The following is a 14,501-nucleotide window of genomic DNA, read 5'->3' as shown; positions in this document are numbered from 1 at the left end:
TCAGTTCACCCGGTACTGCGGGGGCTCGTGCGCCCCGAGGTACGTCCACGCCAGCAGGCACCGGAACGCCTCGGCGAAGTCGTCCGTCCGGAACCGAACGGTCCTCGGCCCCACCCGCTCCGTTCCCGGCTCCAGCGAGCCGGCGCCGCGGACGGCCTCCGCGGCGGCCTCGCGGATCTGGGCCCGTGCCGCGGCCGGGGACAGGCTCGTCGCGACGTGGCGTCCGCTGGCCTGCTTGACCACGACGGTCCGAATGCCCGGGAGGCGTTTCCCCGCCTGCTCGCAGCACTTGTCGTCCCCCGCCACCAGCGCGACCGGGACGCCGTACAGCCCGGCCAGGGCGGCGTTGAGGTCGGTCTCGTTCCAGGGCTCGCCGTTGACCCGGACCTCGTAGAGCAGCCGGCCCGAGTAGGTGTGGTCGAGGATGGCGGCCTCCGTCCCCGCGCCGGCGTGGAACCCGATGAACAGCGCGCACCCGAAGTTCGCCCCGATGCCGGTCATCATGCTGTGCGGCACCTTGGGCGATCCGAGCGTGAGCTCCGCCCGGTCGTCCATGAGCTCGGGGAGCAGGTTGGTCATGTCCCCGTGCGAGTCGTTGACCACCACGCGGGTGGCGCCGCCCTCGAAGGCCCCGGCCACGGTGGCGTTGGCCTCCTCGGTCATCAGCTCGCGCGACCGCGGGTAGTCGTCCGTGCCCCGCATGACCTGCCGGATGTGCGCGATCCCGGCGATGCCCTCCATGTCGATCGACACGAAGACCTCCACAGCGAACCCCTTTCGAGCGCGAGAACGGGGGCTATCCTAGGCCCGAAGCGCGGGGCGCGGGCTCGACGACAGGGGGTCCGCGACGGGAACGCTGGCGTGGCGCAGTCCGGTAGCGCAAGCGACTTGTAATCGCTAGGTCGTCGGTTCGAATCCGACCGCCAGCTCGAGAGAAGGTCCGGTCAGCGGGCGCGTCTGCTCCGGGTGCCCGGCGTCCCGCGACTGATGGCGAGCCTCGAGTAGAGCGTCACCAGCACGATCGCGACGATGATCGATCCGATCCACGCGACGCCGTCGTTGCTGGGGAAGATCGCATTCCAGGCCAGGCCGCCGATGATCGCGGACACGATGCCGAGCACGACCGTCGCCACGAAGCTCATGTTTTGCCTGCCGGGAACGAGCAGCCGGGCCAGGAACCCGATCACGATGCCGGCCAGGATGTAGATCAGCACGTCGCCGACCGTGACGTGGAAAGTCGCCTCCATGGTTTCCTTCCCTCCTCCCTGAAGGGGTGCCGACGCCAGATCGTTCGCGGCGGCGACGCGAGTATGACGTAGCGGTCAGCCGGGCGCCGGCCCGGGCCGCCCTGATCACCCGCACCATGCTCCTGGCGAACCCGTCACCTCCGGTCCGAGCCTTACCCACAAACGGCCGCTCCAAAGGCAGCCGCGGATCACCGTTCGACGCCACCGCCACCGCCACCGCCACCGCCACGGCCACCGCCGCCGTGAATCGCCCGGACCGTTTCGATGGTGTCGGCGTCTGCCGGGCCCTTGTCGGGCCGGTACCCCTTGACCCGGGCGAACCGCAGCGCCAGCCCCCCGGGGTAGCGGGTGCTGGCCTGGAGGCCGTCGAACGCCACCTCCACCACGAGCTCCGGCCGCACGTACACCGTGTGGGCATCCCGGCCGGTCTCGAGCTCCAGGAACCGGTCGGTCTGCCAGGCCAGCATCTGGTCGGTCATGCCCTTGAACGTCTTGCCCAGCATGATGAACCCGCCCGTCGACGGGTCGCGGGCCCCCAGGTGCAGGTTCGACAGCCACCCCTGCCGGCGGCCGTGTCCCCACTCCGCGGCCAGCACCACCAGGTCCAGCGTGTGGGCCCGCTTCACCTTCAGCCACGTCGACCCCCGCCGGCCCGCCTCGTACGGCGCGTCCAGCGCCTTCACCATGACCCCCTCGTGGCCTCGCCCCAGCGCGGCCTCCAGGAACGCCTCGCCCTCCGCCGTTCCCTCCGCCGTGTCCTTCACCACGACCCGCGGCACCCGCAACCCGTCGGGAAGCCGCTCCGCGAGCGCCGCCACCCGCTCGGAGGTGGGGCGGTCGATGAGGTCGTCGCCGTCCACGTGCAGGCAGTCGAAGAAGAACGCCGACAGCGGCGTCGCGGCCCGGAGCTGCTCCACCTCCAGCCGGCTCCCGAACCGGCTCATGGTCACCTGGAACGGATGCGGCCGGCCGTCCGCCCGGAGCGCGATGGCCTCGCCGTCCAGCACCAGCGCCTCCGCCGGGAGCGCGCCGACCGCCGCCACCACCTCGGGAACGCGGTCGGTGGCGTCGGCCAGGTTCCTGGTGAAGGCCCGCACCTCCGTTCCCAGGCGGTGGACCTGGATCCGAGCGCCGTCGAGCTTCCACTCCACGGCCGCGGGCCGGATTCGCTCCAGGGCCTGGCCGACGTCCTCGGCCGTCTGGGCCAGCATGGGCTGGACCGGCCGCAGCACCGTCAGCCGAAAAGCCCCGAGCCCCGCCCGGCCGTCCGCGATGGCCGCCGCGGCCACCGCCCCCAGGTCGCCCGCCAGCATCGCCGCCCGACGGACCTCCGCGGCCGGCACCTCGGCCGCTCGGCCCACCGCCTCCACCATCACGCCCTCCAGCGCGCCCTGGCGGAGCTCCCCCGACAGCAGGCCGAACAGGAACCGCCGCTCTTCCTCGGTGGCCCGACCGAACAGGTCCGCGATCTCGTGGCGGCGTACGGCCTGGGAGCCCGGGCCCGTCGCCGCCTTGAGCCGGTCGAACGCGCCGTGGACGTCGAGAAGGGTGAGCGACGGGGAGGCGGCGGCGGGGGGCAGCTCACGAAGCGACGCCCATCCCACCCCGATTGTCCCCTGGGGCAGCTCGCCCGAGAGGTAGGCCACCGCCACGGGGACCTCCTCCGGGCGGAGGCTCAGGAGCACGGAGGCCAGCCGCCCGATCTTGCCCAGCCGTGCGGCCGTGGCGGCGACCTCGGCGGACGTGCGGGCGATCTCCTCCAGCAGCACGCGTGCAGTGTCCTCCCGGCGGCGACGGGCTCGTTTCAGGGGGTCCAGGCCGCGTCGTCGAGACGCTCGATCACGAAGAACTGCGGGAACAGCCGCAGCCCGCCGAGGGCCATGTATCCCTTCCCCAGCATGAGGTCGGGGTTCCCCGGGTCGGGCTGCACCAGATAGTCGCGGATGGGGCGGGTCGGCGACCGGGGAGGGTTCCTGGGGCTCGCCCCGTAGTCGAGCAGCAGCGCCTTCGGGTACCGGCTGTCCCTGCCCCCCGGGGCCACCGGCTTGACCAGGAAGAACCCGAACCGCTTCGGTCGCTCCGGCGAAGGCTTCGGGGTCCACGGCCCGCCCGGAACGCCCCGGCCGCCGGGTCCGCCCTTGCCGCCCTGGCGAACCGGCGTGTTGTAGCCCTCGATCCCGTCGGGGCCCGCGAAGAACCCCTTGCGGAACTTCTGCGCGCCGAGCAGGCGCATCTTCAGTCCCACGTTGAACCCCCGCCACTCGGAGCCGGTGAGCGAGGCGGCGTCCGGCGCCGCCCCTTCCCGCAGAACCGGTTCCAGCTCGCGGATCGAGCTGCGGGCCAGTCCTTCGAACGTCACGTCAGCCACGCTGTCCCTCCACCATCCTCGTGGCGGCGAGCATCGCCATCCCCATGATCGACAGCTGCGGGTTCACGCCGGTGTTGGTCGGGAACACCGAGGAGTCGACCACGTACAGGTTGCGGGTCCCGTGCACGGCGAAGTCCGGCCCGACCACGCCGTCCCCGGGCCGCACGCTCATCCGCGCGGTCCCGAACAGATGGGTGAGCGCCATCGAATACGCTCGCGCGTCTTCCGGCCCCTCCCGCAGTAGCCGCGCGTCGTCCGGCCGCTCGATCACCTCGGGCAGGCCGTGGACCAGCGGCATCACCCCGCGCGCCCCCGCCGCGAACATCATCTCCGCGGTGAACGCCAGCCCCCCGCGGAGGTTCGCCACGTCGCGCCGCTCCAGGTCGAAGCGGATCCGCGGCTTGCCCCGGCGCGCATCGATCCGCCCCTCCGCGTACGCTCGCATGTCCACCGCCCACATCGCCATGTGTCCGGCCCGGCCGATGGCCTCCAGCCACCGGGCGCCCACCCCTGGAAGGGTCGCGATCAGCAGCTCCGGCATCAGGGCCACGCTCTCGACCTTGAACCGGCCGTCGATCCGGTGCTGGTCCGATTCGAACCCCTGGGTGGCGCCTCGCCACAGGCCGACCGGCTGGTCGAACAGGCCGACGATCGACGCTCCCGGGTGCCCCTGGAAGTGCGCCCCGAGATGCAGGGACTGCACCCCGCTCCGCTGGAGCAGGCCCGGCGTCTGGGTCGCGGACCCGGCGACCACGACCGACCGCCTGGCCCGGAGCAGGAACGTTCCTCCGGCGGAGAACCGGCCGGACACCCCGACGGCGCGGTCGCCGCTCATGAGGGCCCGGTCCGCCCGTGCGCCGACGAACAGGACGGCGCCCTGCCGCTCGGCCCGGGGGAGGTAGGTCAGGGCCATGCTCTGCTTCGCGCCGTGCGGGCACCCGCTCTGGCACCGGGCGCTGCCGCGGCAGCCCACCACGGCCCGGCGCATCGGGGACGCGCGAACGCCCAGCGCCGTCCCGGCCACGGCCATCAGCCGGTTGTTCCCGCCCCACACGCCCTCGTCGGTGGCCGCCACGGACAGGTTGCGTTCGATCCGGTCGCAATGCCCGTCCAGCTCCCCGAACGGCACGGCGTCGCCCAGCCCGAAGTCGTCGCGCCAGCCCGCCCACACGTCCTCGGGCAGCCGCCACATGATCGCGGAGTTGACGACCGTGCTTCCACCCAGGCACCGCCCCTGGAGCACCGGGATGGCGGCCCGGCCCCGCGCGAGCTGCCCCCCCATGTCGCGATACAGCGTGCGGAGCGTGTCGTACCCCCGATCCACGAACTGCTCGGTTCTGACCGCGGGCCCTTCCTCGACCACCGCCACGGAGGCCCCCGATTCCGCCAGCACCAGCGCAGCCGTCGCTCCGGCCGCTCCCGAGCCCACGACGACGTGATCGAAGGCCTCGTCCACCGGCCGATCCTGCGTCGCGCCGTCCACGATCACCGGCCGGATGCCTCCTGGGGAACCGGGTAGCCGATGGCTCGCCGGACCTCCGGGTCCACCCCGTAGCCGAAGGAGACCACCAGCTTCAGTCCTCCGAACGCGGCCCGAAGCGGGTACACCCGGGTCCTGGCCAGCGCCTCCAGTGCCCGCTCCCTGGTCCGGCGTCCGTACAGTGTGATCGGTGGGAGGCGGCCGATCAGCACCGGCGCGATCCAGACGGCGGTGAACATCCCAGCGCGCAGCCCCAGCCGGAGCAGCGGGGTCGCCGAGCGCTCGTACTCGTCCAGGAACTCCGGGACGCGCGCGCCCTCCGCCCCGGGCAGCCGGGGGTGCGCGTGCGCGGGCAGCATGGTGTCGACGACGATTCGGGCTCGTTTCCTCACGACGGGATCCTCCGACGGGTCGGCCGATTATCCCGCGGCGGCGCGTTCTCGACCCGGGCCCGGCGGGAAGGTTCACTGTGACGATGCTGAAGAAGCGGGACTCGCTGGAGACCTACCGTCGCAAACGGGACCTCGCCCGCACGCCCGAGCCCTCCGGGTCCGGCCGGCGAGACTCGGCGCGTTCGGCGCGCTCGACGCGCGGGCGCCGGCGCCGGGAGCCCATCTTCGTCATCCAGAAACACGACGCCACCGCACTGCATTACGACTTCCGGCTGGAGGCGGGCGGCGTGCTGAAGTCGTGGGCCGTCCCCAAGGGCCCTTCCACCGATCCTCGCGAGAAGCGCCTGGCCATGCCCACCGAGGACCATCCGCTGGCCTATGCGAGCTTCGAGGGCGTCATCCCGGAGGGGCTGTACGGAGCGGGCCCCGTCATCGTGTGGGACACGGGCACGTACCGGAACCTCACCGAGCGCGACGGCCGGCCGGTGCTGGTGGAGGAAGCTGTCGAAGCGGGCCACGTGGCCGTGTGGCTCGAAGGGACCAAGCTGAAGGGCGGCTACGCCCTCACCCGGACCGGCCCGGCCTCCGGCGGGCGCCAGAAGTGGCTGCTGGTGAAGATGAGGGACGAGGCGGCCGACGCCCGGCGCAACCCGGTGACGACCCAGCCCGAGTCCGTCCTGTCGGGGAAGCGGATCGAGGACCTGGCCGCCGAGGCATCGTGAGCGGCGACCGCGTGCGGTTCGGCCGCTACACGATCGAGGTCTCCAACCGGACCAAGGTGCTGTTCCCCGGGGATGGCATCACGAAGGGCGACCTCATCGAGTACTACGCCGCGATCGCGGAGCGGATGGTGCCCCTCATCAGCGGCCGCCCGCTGTCCCTGGAGCGCTTCCCCGAGGGGATCGACGGCCATCGGGTGTTCCAGCAGAACGTCCCCACCTACTTCCCCGCGTGGGTCCGCCGGGTCAACGTTCGCAAGGAGGGCGGGAGGCTCGATCACGTCGTGTGCGAGAACGCCGCCACCCTCGCGTACCTCGCCAACCAGGCCGTCATCACCCCCCACGCCTGGCTCAGCCGAGCCGACCGGCCCGAGCATCCCGACCAGCTCATCTTCGACCTCGACCCCCCCGGCGACGAGTTCGAGGCGGCACGGGCTGCGGCGCGTTCGGTGCGGACCCTCCTCGACGAGCTCGGCCTCCCGGCGTTCCTGAAGACCTCCGGCGGGAAGGGGCTGCACGTGATGGTGCCGCTCGACCGGAAGGAGCCCTTCGAGGCGGTGCGTTCGTTCGCCCGCGACGCGGCGGCGGAGCTGGCTCGAAGGGAGCCCGAGCGCCTGACCACGGAGACGCGCAAGGCCAAGCGGGACGGGAGGCTGTTCCTCGACGTGGGCCGGAACGCGTACGCCCAGACAGCGGTGCCCCCGTTCGCGGTGCGTCCCCGCCCGGGTGCCCCGGTGGCCACGCCCATCCCGTGGGACGAGCTGGAGGACCCGAAGCTCCTCCCCGGTCGCTTCACCATCCGTTCGGTGTTCGAGCACCTCGACCCGGACCCGTGGCGCGACGCCCGCCGGCAGGCTCGTTCCCTGGCGGAACCCCGGAGGCGCCTGGCCCGGATCCGCGAGCAGGAGCGCTAGTCGCGGCCGGCGAGATGGCGGAGGAACCACCGGCCGGCCAGGTCGGCCACCTCCTCCAACGCGCCCGGCTCCTCGAACAGGTGGGTCGCGCCGGGCACGATCTCCAGGTGTACCTCGGTGCCGGCCCGGAGCCGCTCGCGGGCTTCCTCGTTGAGCCCGATGACGACACGGTCGGCCCCGCCCACGATCAGCAGGGTCGGCGCGCGGACCCGTTCCAGGTCGTCACCGGCCAGGTCGGGGCGGCCGCCACGCGACACCACGGCACGGACCGCGTCGGGGCGCCGGGCCGCGGCGACCAGCGCCGCCGCTGCGCCGGTGCTCGCGCCGAACGCCCCCAGCGGAAGGGCCGCCGATTCCTCCCGTCCGCCCAGCCAGTCGACCGCCGCCACGAGTCGGCTCGCCAGCAGCCCGATGTCGAACCGCAGGTGCGCGGTACGCACGTCCACGGATTCCTCGTCCGCCGTCAGCAGGTCCATCAGCAGCGTGCCGAAGCCGTTGCCCTGCAACGCTTCCGCCACGAACCGGTTCCTCGGACTGAACCTGCTGCTGCCGGTCCCGTGCGCGAACACGACGAGCCCGATCGGGCTCGAAGGAAGGGCGAGGTTGCCCCCGAGCGTCGCGCCTCCCACGGGGATCCGCACCTCCCGCTCTGCCACGGCCCCACCATAGTCGCGGTACGGTGAGGGCAGCTCCGCGCACGCAGCACGCAGCCCACAGTCCGCGGCCGACCAGGAGGACCCGATGCCCCGCACCATCGACCGCCACGAGCTCCAGCGGCTGGTGGACGGGGGCGCCCAGCTGGTGGAGGTCCTGCCCCGCGAGGAGTACGAGGAGCAGCACCTCCCGGGCGCCGTGAGCGTTCCGCTCCGCCGGATCGAGCAGGCCAGGGAGGTGCTCGACCCCAGCCGTCCGGTCATCGTGTACTGCTGGGACTCGGCCTGAGACATCAGCCCACGAGCCGCGTGGCGGCTCGAGAGCCTCGGGTTCGGTGAGGTGTACGAGTACCCGGCGGGCAAGCTCGACTGGCTGGCCGCGGGGCTTCCCATCGAGGGAAGCTTCGCGGGGTTGCCCACGGCAGGCGGAGTCGCCCGGGAGGACGTCCCCACGTGCCGCCTGGACGAGCCCGTCGGCGAGGTTCGGGCCCGCGTGCACGAAGCCGGCTGGGACACGTGTGTGGTGGTGAACGAGGAGCGCGTGGTGCTCGGGCTGCTCCGGGCCAAGGAGCTCGAGGCCACGGCGGCCCAGACCGTGGAGCAGTCCATGCGTCCGGGACCCTCCACGTTCCGCCCGCACGTGCACATCCTGGAGATGGCCGAAGTCATGCTCGAGCACAACCTGGAGAGCTCCCCGGTTACCACGTCCGACGGCCGGCTGGTGGGGTGCTCCGGCGCGAGGACGCCGAGCGGGCCGCCCTCGAGTTCCACCAGGCCATGCACCACCACGAGGAGGACGAGGATGCCGGAGCGTGAGCTCGCCGACGGCGGGTGCGCCTGCCAGCGCTGCCACCGCGAGATGGAGGACTGCTCGTTCTGCGGCGAGCCGGACTGCCCGGCTCCGATGTGCTACCAGGACATGCTGGCCGCGCTGGGGCTCCAGGTGGCCCAGCCGCACGCCATGGCGGGTAGCCGGAGTTTCCGCACCTCCCTGCGCGGGTAGGTCAGGAAGGCAACCAATCGAAGCCACGGAGCCGGCCGGCGGGCGGCTCGCGACCTCTTCCGAGGAGCTCGGACCATGCGGACCTTGCTGGGAATCGTCTATCTCGTGGTGGGCCTGGTGGTGGCGTCGACCCACCACTACCTGAGCCACCTCGGCGACATCAAGTCCATCGCGTCGGCTGTCCTGGCGATCCTGCTGTGGCCCCTGGTGCTGTTCGGCGTGAACCTGCACCTGGGAACCGTGCACGCCGGCTCGTAGATGGCCGGCCCGTAGCACGCCGGCTCCTCAGCTCCCGGCGGCGGCCCGGCCCTCCCGCTCCAAGCCGGCCAGTCGCCGGAGCGCGGCGACCTTCTCCGTGCGACCGGCCCGCGCGTCCTGCACGGCCCGGCGCACCGACTCGATGGTGGCGTCGTAGGTGGCCCGGTCCACCGGAAACGGCGTGCCGTCCTTCCCGCCGTGGGCCCACGCGTACGAGACGGGGTCCCGCACCGAGGCCGGTTCGCCGTAGGTGAGCTCCGCCACCAGCGCCAGCGCCCGCAGCCCTTTCGCGCCGACCCCGGGCACGGCCAGCAGCGCCGTGTAGTCCTCCGGCTGCGACTCGTACGCGGCCAGCAACACCCGCCGGAGCCGGTCGGGATGCAGGTCCGACAGCCGGACCTCGTGCCGGTGCGGCATCGACAGCGACCGCATCCGCTCGATCTCCCGCACCACCGGCTCCGGGCCCTCTCGAGCCAGCTGCACGGAGACGCCGCGGTTCTCCTCCGCCTCCCCCGCCACCAGGTTCAGGACCTCCTGCCCGCCGGCGCCGGCCACCGCGGCGTGCGGGTCCGCGTCGAACCGGGGCGGGGTCAGCCAGTGGTACCGCCGGGCCCGCCCGGTGGCTTCGTTCATCCCCTGCTGCACCACCGCCCAGGCGCCATCCGTCGAGAACAGGAAGGTGTGGTGATACACCTGGAACCCGTCCTGCACGGCCGAGGAATCGACCTTCGCGGACAGCCGGCTCGCCGCGACGAGCGGTGCGGCGTCCCGGCCGCTCCGCTCGCACGCCGACTCGATCTCCTGCGGGGTTCGGCGCGAGGCGCGTCCCTTCCCGCCGGCCACCACCAAGCCGGTATCGGCCTCCAGCCCTCGGAGCCCCTCCTTCAGCGCGCCGCACGCCGTGGTGGTGACCCCGCTCGAGTGCCAGTCGAACCCCAGCACGCACCCGAACGCCTGGAACCACACCGGATCCGACAGCCGGCGCAGGAGCCCCGGCGAGCCCTCCTCGGTGACCACGGCCAGGGAGATCTCCCGGGCCAGCGCGACCATCCGCTCGAACAGCCACCGGGGAGCCCGTCCGCCGTGCAGCGGCAGATCCGCGTGTCCAGTCCGCATCGCAGCGAGTATAGGAACCGGGTCCGACACGTCCCGCGCTAGACTCGGCCCGCGTACCATCCCCGTCCAAGGAGCCGGCGTGACCACGACATCGCCCTGGGACGCGGCCCTGTCGCAGCTGCAGCAGGCCGCCGACATGCTCGACCTCGATCCGGGCGTCCACGAGATCCTGCGCAACCCCAAGCGCATCCTCACCGTGGCCATCCCCATCCACCGCGACGACGGAAGCGTTGCCGTGTTCACGGGATACCGCGTCCACCACAACACCTCCCGCGGCCCCTCGAAGGGCGGCATCCGCTACCACCCCAGCGTGACCCTCGACGAGGTGAAGGCGCTGGCCATGTGGATGACCTGGAAGTGCGCCATCGTGAGCATCCCCTACGGGGGAGCGAAGGGCGGCGTCGTGGTCGATCCGAAGGAGCTGTCGACCACCGAGCTCGAGCGACTCACCCGGCGGTACGCGTCGGAGATCCTGCCCCTCATCGGGCCCGACCGCGACGTGCCGGCCCCGGACATGGGAACCGACGAACAGATCATGGCGTGGATCATGGACACGTACTCCATGAACGTCGGGCACTCCGCGCTCGGCGTCGTCACCGGCAAGCCGATCTCGGTGGGGGGCTCGCGGGGCCGGGGAGACGCCACCGCCCGCGGCGTCATGTACATCACCGAGGCCACGCTCAAGCACCGGGGCATGAAGGTGGACGAGACCACGGTGGCCATCCAGGGCTACGGGAAGGTGGGCGCTCCTGCCGTCCGCCTGCTGGAGCAGCTGGGCTGCATCGTGGTGGCGGTGTCCGACGTGCACGGCGGCGTGTACAACCCCAAAGGCATCTCGGCGGAGGCTCTCGCGGCGTACCGGGCCGAGACGGGGACGGTGGCCGGGTTCGAGGACGGTGAGGCCATCACGAACGAGGACCTGCTGACGGTGGACTGCGACGTGTTGATCCCGGCCGCGCTGGAGAGCCAGCTGACCGGGGACAACGCCGACCGGGTCCGGGCCGAAGTCATCATCGAGGCCGCGAACGGACCCACCACGCCGGAGGCTGATCTCATCTTCGAGGAACGGGGCATCCTGGTCGTCCCCGACATCCTCGCCAACTCTGGCGGCGTCACGGTGTCGTACTTCGAGTGGGTCCAGGACCTCCAGGCCTATTTCTGGGACGAGGACGAGGTGAACGTGAAGCTCCGCTCCATCATGGAACGGGCCTACGTCGACGTCCTGGCCCTGTCCGCCGAGCGGAAGGTGCCGATGCGGACCGCCGCCACCATGCTGGGTGTCGCTCGCGTGGCGGAGGCGCACACGACCCGGGGACTGTTCCCCTAACGGGCTAGTCTGGCCCAGACTAGCTGCGGATGCTTGCACCGCCCCTTGGCCGTGCTAGCGTCGCCTCATGAGCACCCCATACCGCCATCACCCCGCCGGGGGCGGGCTTTCCAGCCTCGGCGAGCTGGACGAACGGTCCAAAGCCATCCTCGACTTCGAGCGCAACTGGTGGAAGTACCCGGGGCCCAAGGAGCGGGCCATCCGGGAGCGGTTCCAGCTCTCGGCGGCCCGGTACCACCAGATCCTGAACGGCCTGATCGACCGGCCCGACGCCCTGGCGTACGACCCCATGCTGGTGCGGCGCCTCCGGCGGCTCCGGGAGGCCAGGCGGAGGAAGCGATTCGCGCGACAACTGGGGCTGGAGCGGTAGGATCGATGCCGCCGTGGCCCGCCCGGGGCACGCGGGCCGGGCTTTCGGGCCCGCGTCCTGAGTCGAGGGAGCCGAGAAGCGTGAGCTGTTCCAGGAACGGAGGGCCGTGGGTCACGGCGCGGTGAGGGTCGCCATCCTGGTGGCCGCCGTCGTGATCGGTGCGGTGGTCATCTCGAAGGGGTTCCCGACCTTCGGTGAGACCGTTCCCGTGCCGTCGCACTCGCCCACGCAGTCGCCCACCGGGCCCACGCCCACCGGCTCGCAGAGCTCGAGCCCCACTCCCCAGCTCACCCCGCGCCAGCAGGGCGTGAAGATCGCCGTGTTCAACGCGACCAGCGTGGCGGGGCTGGCGGGCGTGACGGCGGACCAGCTCCAGAAGAACGGTGGGTACGTGGTGCCGGTGGTCGGGAACTTCCCGAACTCGCAGATCACGCTGATCTACTACCGGGACGCGCAGGGCAAGGTGGACGCACAGCACCTGAAGGAGAAGTTCCTGAAGGAGGGCCACATCAAGCACCTGCCCCCGAAGACGCTCGACGTCCCCCAGACCGTGGAGCTCGCCATCGTGCTGGGCTCGGACTACGCCGCCGCCAACCCCATCAGCTGAGCCTGACGGCTGGCGCCGGGCGTCTCATCAGTTTGAGCCTGCCGGCGGCCCGATCCTCCATCGACCCACCACAGTAGGGTGGTCGCGATGCGCATCGGGGTCGTCGCGCCGGTGTGGGTCGCCGTGCCGCCGAAGGGATACGGCGGGGTCGAGGTCGTGGTGAGCCTGCTGGTGGAGGAGCTGGTGGACCGCGGTCACGACGTGACGCTGTTCGCGTCCGGCGACTCCACGACCGGCGCCACGTTGCGGTTCGCCTACGAGGTGGCGCCCACCGACCGGCTGGGGGAGGTCGAGCCCGACGCCACCCACGTCGGCTGGGCGTATCGCACCATCGTCGCCGCGCATGCCGCCGGCGAGGGGTTCGACCTCGTGCACGACCACACCGACCTTCTGGGGGCCGCGTTCGCCGCCGCCCTCCCGGCACCGGTCGTGCACACGGTGCACCTCCCGATCGAGCAGCACCGGCGTGCGTTCCTCCGGCGGTTCGGGGAGGACACGTACCTCACCGCGGTCAGCGACCACCAGCGGGACGAGGCCCCCGAGCTTCCCTGGCGGGCTCGCGTGCACAACGCCGTGGACGTGGAGTCGTTCCCGTTCCGGGAGGACGACGACGGCTACCTGCTGTGCCTGGGCCGGGTATGCGCTCAGAAGGGCCAGGACCTCGCGATCGACGTGGCCCGGAAGGCGGACCTGCCACTGGTGATCGCGGGCCGCATGCACCCGGCGGATGCGGAGTTCTTCCACCGGGCCGTGGAGCCGCGGGTGGACGGCGATGCCGTGGTGTTCCTGGGCGAGGTGTCGAACGAGCGCAAGCGGTCGCTGGTGGCGGGGGCTCGCGCGCTGCTGTTCACCGTCCGGGAGCCCGAGGCGTTCGGGCTGGTGATGGTCGAGGCCATGGCCAGCGGTACGCCCGTGGTGGCCGAGCCGCTGGGCGCGGTGCCCGAGATCGTGTGCCACGGGGAGACCGGGTTCCTCGCGTCCGGGGTGGACGCGATGGCGGACGCCGTGCGCCGAACCGGGGAGATCTCGGCCGGGCGGTGCCGGGACGAAGCGATGGCGCGGTTTCACCCCCGAGGCATGGCCGACGGCTACGAGGCCGTGTATCGCGACGTGGTGGCGTCGCGGTGAGGGAACCCGAGGATCCCCTGGCCGCGATCCGGCGCAACCCCGATCGGACGGCCATCCTGCTCGACTTCGACGGGTCGCTGTCGGAGATCGTGGAGCACCCGGACCTGGCCCGTCCGGTGGAAGGGGTGCGGGAGGTCCTAGGGGATCTCGCGGCCCGGTACCTGCTGGTGGCCATGGTGTCGGGGCGGCCGACGGAAGATCTGCAGCGACTGCTTGGTGTACCAAGCGTGCGCTATGCGGGCCATTACGGTCGCTTGGTGGACCAAGCACCCCTCACGCGGCGGGCCCGGGAACGGGCCGCGGCGGCCGCGCGGGGCCTGGAAGGCGTGTGGGTGGAGGACAAGGGTGAATCGCTCGCGGTGCACTACCGGCTGGCAGCCGACCCGGCGGCGGCTCGGGCGGCGCTGATGGGCTCGCTCGCGGACATCGCTCGCGGCGAGGGGCTCGACCTCATCGAAGGAAAGATGGTCCTCGAGCTCGTGCAGGGCAACGCTTCTCGAAAGGGCGAGGCCGTGGTTCGCTTGGTGCGAGAGGCCGACGCGGCCGCTGCCCTCTTCGCCGGCGACGACCTGGCAGACCTCGAGGCGTTCCGGGCGCTGGATGGCCTCCGCCGCGAAGGGGTCGCGGTGGTGAAGGTGGCCGTCCGGGGGCGGGAGACTCCGCCCGCGCTGATGGAAGCTGCCGACGTCGCGGTGGACGGCCCCGGGGGACTGGTGGACCTGCTGCGCGGCCTGCTCTGAGCGTTAGGCTCCGGAACGGAATTACATGACTGTAGTTAGCCGGTGGCCCGACGGCGGAACGATCGTGTAGTTCCACTCACCGTGGAACCTGTGGCCCTTGATGCGCGGGCCGATCGCGGCCATCTCCTCGTCGCTGACCTTGACCCCTCGGGGGTAGCTGTTGGTGTCGGCTTCGGCGT

19 protein-coding genes and 1 tRNA gene are annotated in these 14,501 nt (G+C 72.0%); 11 read left to right on the top strand and 9 right to left on the bottom strand.

The annotated features are described in order from the left end of the window. Positions 1-765, bottom strand: coding sequence for a M55 family metallopeptidase (locus M3Q23_04140; GenBank protein ID MDP9341301.1), 765 nt, complete (start codon positions 763-765; stop codon positions 1-3). A 90-nt stretch (positions 766-855) separates the two neighbouring features. Between M3Q23_04140 and M3Q23_04135 the strand changes: the two genes are divergently transcribed. Then, positions 856-929 (top strand) — tRNA-Thr (locus M3Q23_04135). A gap of 15 nt (positions 930-944) precedes the next feature. On the opposite strand, the gene M3Q23_04130 is transcribed toward M3Q23_04135, so the two are convergent. From M3Q23_04130 to M3Q23_04110, 5 genes are all read right to left on the bottom strand, one after another. After that, positions 945-1,247, bottom strand: coding sequence for a GlsB/YeaQ/YmgE family stress response membrane protein (locus M3Q23_04130; protein ID MDP9341300.1), 303 nt, complete (start codon positions 1,245-1,247; stop codon positions 945-947). A 188-nt stretch (positions 1,248-1,435) separates the two neighbouring features. Continuing rightward, the gene (locus tag M3Q23_04125; GenBank protein ID MDP9341299.1) at positions 1,436-3,016 is read right to left on the bottom strand and encodes an ATP-dependent DNA ligase; all 1,581 of its coding nucleotides are present in this window, start codon (positions 3,014-3,016) and stop codon (positions 1,436-1,438) included. A gap of 35 nt (positions 3,017-3,051) precedes the next feature. Continuing rightward, the gene (locus tag M3Q23_04120) at positions 3,052-3,615 is read right to left on the bottom strand and encodes a hypothetical protein (GenBank protein ID MDP9341298.1); all 564 of its coding nucleotides are present in this window, start codon (positions 3,613-3,615) and stop codon (positions 3,052-3,054) included. Beyond that, the gene (locus M3Q23_04115; GenBank protein MDP9341297.1) at positions 3,608-5,104 is read right to left on the bottom strand and encodes a GMC family oxidoreductase; all 1,497 of its coding nucleotides are present in this window, start codon (positions 5,102-5,104) and stop codon (positions 3,608-3,610) included. The genes M3Q23_04120 and M3Q23_04115 overlap by 8 nt, the downstream gene beginning before the upstream one ends. Further along, positions 5,101-5,487 (bottom strand): hypothetical protein, encoded by a 387-nt coding sequence (locus M3Q23_04110; protein MDP9341296.1) that lies wholly within the window; start codon positions 5,485-5,487, stop codon positions 5,101-5,103. The genes M3Q23_04115 and M3Q23_04110 overlap by 4 nt, the downstream gene beginning before the upstream one ends. Positions 5,488-5,570: 83 nt before the next feature. Here M3Q23_04110 and M3Q23_04105 point away from each other — a divergent pair, with 83 nt between their 5' ends. Both M3Q23_04105 and ligD read left to right on the top strand, forming a co-directional pair. Further along, the gene (locus M3Q23_04105; GenBank protein MDP9341295.1) at positions 5,571-6,209 is read left to right on the top strand and encodes a DNA ligase; all 639 of its coding nucleotides are present in this window, start codon (positions 5,571-5,573) and stop codon (positions 6,207-6,209) included. Further along, complete coding sequence (ligD, locus tag M3Q23_04100; GenBank protein MDP9341294.1) at positions 6,206-7,120, top strand: non-homologous end-joining DNA ligase; 915 nt, start codon at positions 6,206-6,208, stop codon at positions 7,118-7,120. Before M3Q23_04105 ends, ligD begins: the two co-directional genes overlap by 4 nt. Here ligD and M3Q23_04095 read toward each other — a convergent pair. Beyond that, positions 7,117-7,776 (bottom strand): dienelactone hydrolase family protein, encoded by a 660-nt coding sequence (locus M3Q23_04095; protein MDP9341293.1) that lies wholly within the window; start codon positions 7,774-7,776, stop codon positions 7,117-7,119. The two genes, ligD and M3Q23_04095, sit on opposite strands and share 4 nt — an antisense overlap. 85 nt (positions 7,777-7,861) lie before the next feature. Between M3Q23_04095 and M3Q23_04090 the strand changes: the two genes are divergently transcribed. From M3Q23_04090 to M3Q23_04080, 3 genes are all read left to right on the top strand, one after another. Then, positions 7,862-8,062, top strand: a complete 201-nt coding sequence (locus M3Q23_04090) for a rhodanese-like domain-containing protein (GenBank protein MDP9341292.1) — start codon at positions 7,862-7,864, stop codon at positions 8,060-8,062. Positions 8,063-8,113: 51 nt separating this feature from the next. Next, positions 8,114-8,776 carry a hypothetical protein gene (locus tag M3Q23_04085; protein MDP9341291.1) on the top strand — a complete coding sequence of 221 codons (663 nt, stop codon included), beginning with the start codon at positions 8,114-8,116 and terminating at the stop codon, positions 8,774-8,776. Positions 8,777-8,851: 75 nt separating this feature from the next. After that, on the top strand, positions 8,852-9,034 hold the full coding sequence (locus M3Q23_04080) for a hypothetical protein (GenBank protein MDP9341290.1): 183 nt from the start codon (positions 8,852-8,854) through the stop codon (positions 9,032-9,034). Positions 9,035-9,061: 27 nt separating this feature from the next. Here M3Q23_04080 and M3Q23_04075 read toward each other — a convergent pair whose 3' ends face one another. Then, the gene (locus M3Q23_04075; protein ID MDP9341289.1) at positions 9,062-10,150 is read right to left on the bottom strand and encodes a DUF763 domain-containing protein; all 1,089 of its coding nucleotides are present in this window, start codon (positions 10,148-10,150) and stop codon (positions 9,062-9,064) included. A 79-nt stretch (positions 10,151-10,229) separates the two neighbouring features. Here M3Q23_04075 and M3Q23_04070 point away from each other — a divergent pair, with 79 nt between their 5' ends. The 5 genes from M3Q23_04070 to otsB all read left to right on the top strand — a co-directional run bounded on the left by M3Q23_04070 (position 10,230) and on the right by otsB (position 14,322). Then, positions 10,230-11,477, top strand: coding sequence for a Glu/Leu/Phe/Val dehydrogenase (locus tag M3Q23_04070; GenBank protein ID MDP9341288.1), 1,248 nt, complete (start codon positions 10,230-10,232; stop codon positions 11,475-11,477). 67 nt (positions 11,478-11,544) lie between these two features. Continuing rightward, on the top strand, positions 11,545-11,847 hold the full coding sequence (locus tag M3Q23_04065) for a DUF3263 domain-containing protein (GenBank protein ID MDP9341287.1): 303 nt from the start codon (positions 11,545-11,547) through the stop codon (positions 11,845-11,847). Between the two features lie 121 nt (positions 11,848-11,968). After that, the gene (locus M3Q23_04060) at positions 11,969-12,454 is read left to right on the top strand and encodes a LytR C-terminal domain-containing protein (GenBank protein MDP9341286.1); all 486 of its coding nucleotides are present in this window, start codon (positions 11,969-11,971) and stop codon (positions 12,452-12,454) included. 87 nt (positions 12,455-12,541) lie between these two features. Further along, entirely contained in the window at positions 12,542-13,582 is a 1,041-nt protein-coding gene (locus tag M3Q23_04055) for a glycosyltransferase family 4 protein (protein ID MDP9341285.1), read from the top strand. After that, positions 13,579-14,322 carry a trehalose-phosphatase gene (gene otsB, locus M3Q23_04050; GenBank protein MDP9341284.1) on the top strand — a complete coding sequence of 248 codons (744 nt, stop codon included), beginning with the start codon at positions 13,579-13,581 and terminating at the stop codon, positions 14,320-14,322. The genes M3Q23_04055 and otsB overlap by 4 nt, the downstream gene beginning before the upstream one ends. Positions 14,323-14,343: 21 nt before the next feature. On the opposite strand, the gene M3Q23_04045 is transcribed toward otsB, so the two are convergent. After that, positions 14,344-14,501: hypothetical protein (locus M3Q23_04045; GenBank protein ID MDP9341283.1), on the bottom strand; the 158-nt coding region annotated here is incomplete at its 5' end.

The organism is Actinomycetota bacterium (assembly GCA_030774015.1).
Taxonomy (GTDB): domain Bacteria; phylum Actinomycetota; class UBA4738; order UBA4738; family JACQTL01; genus JALYLZ01.
Note: the sequence above shows the minus strand (reverse complement) of the source record. Positions and strands in the feature narration are given on the sequence as shown.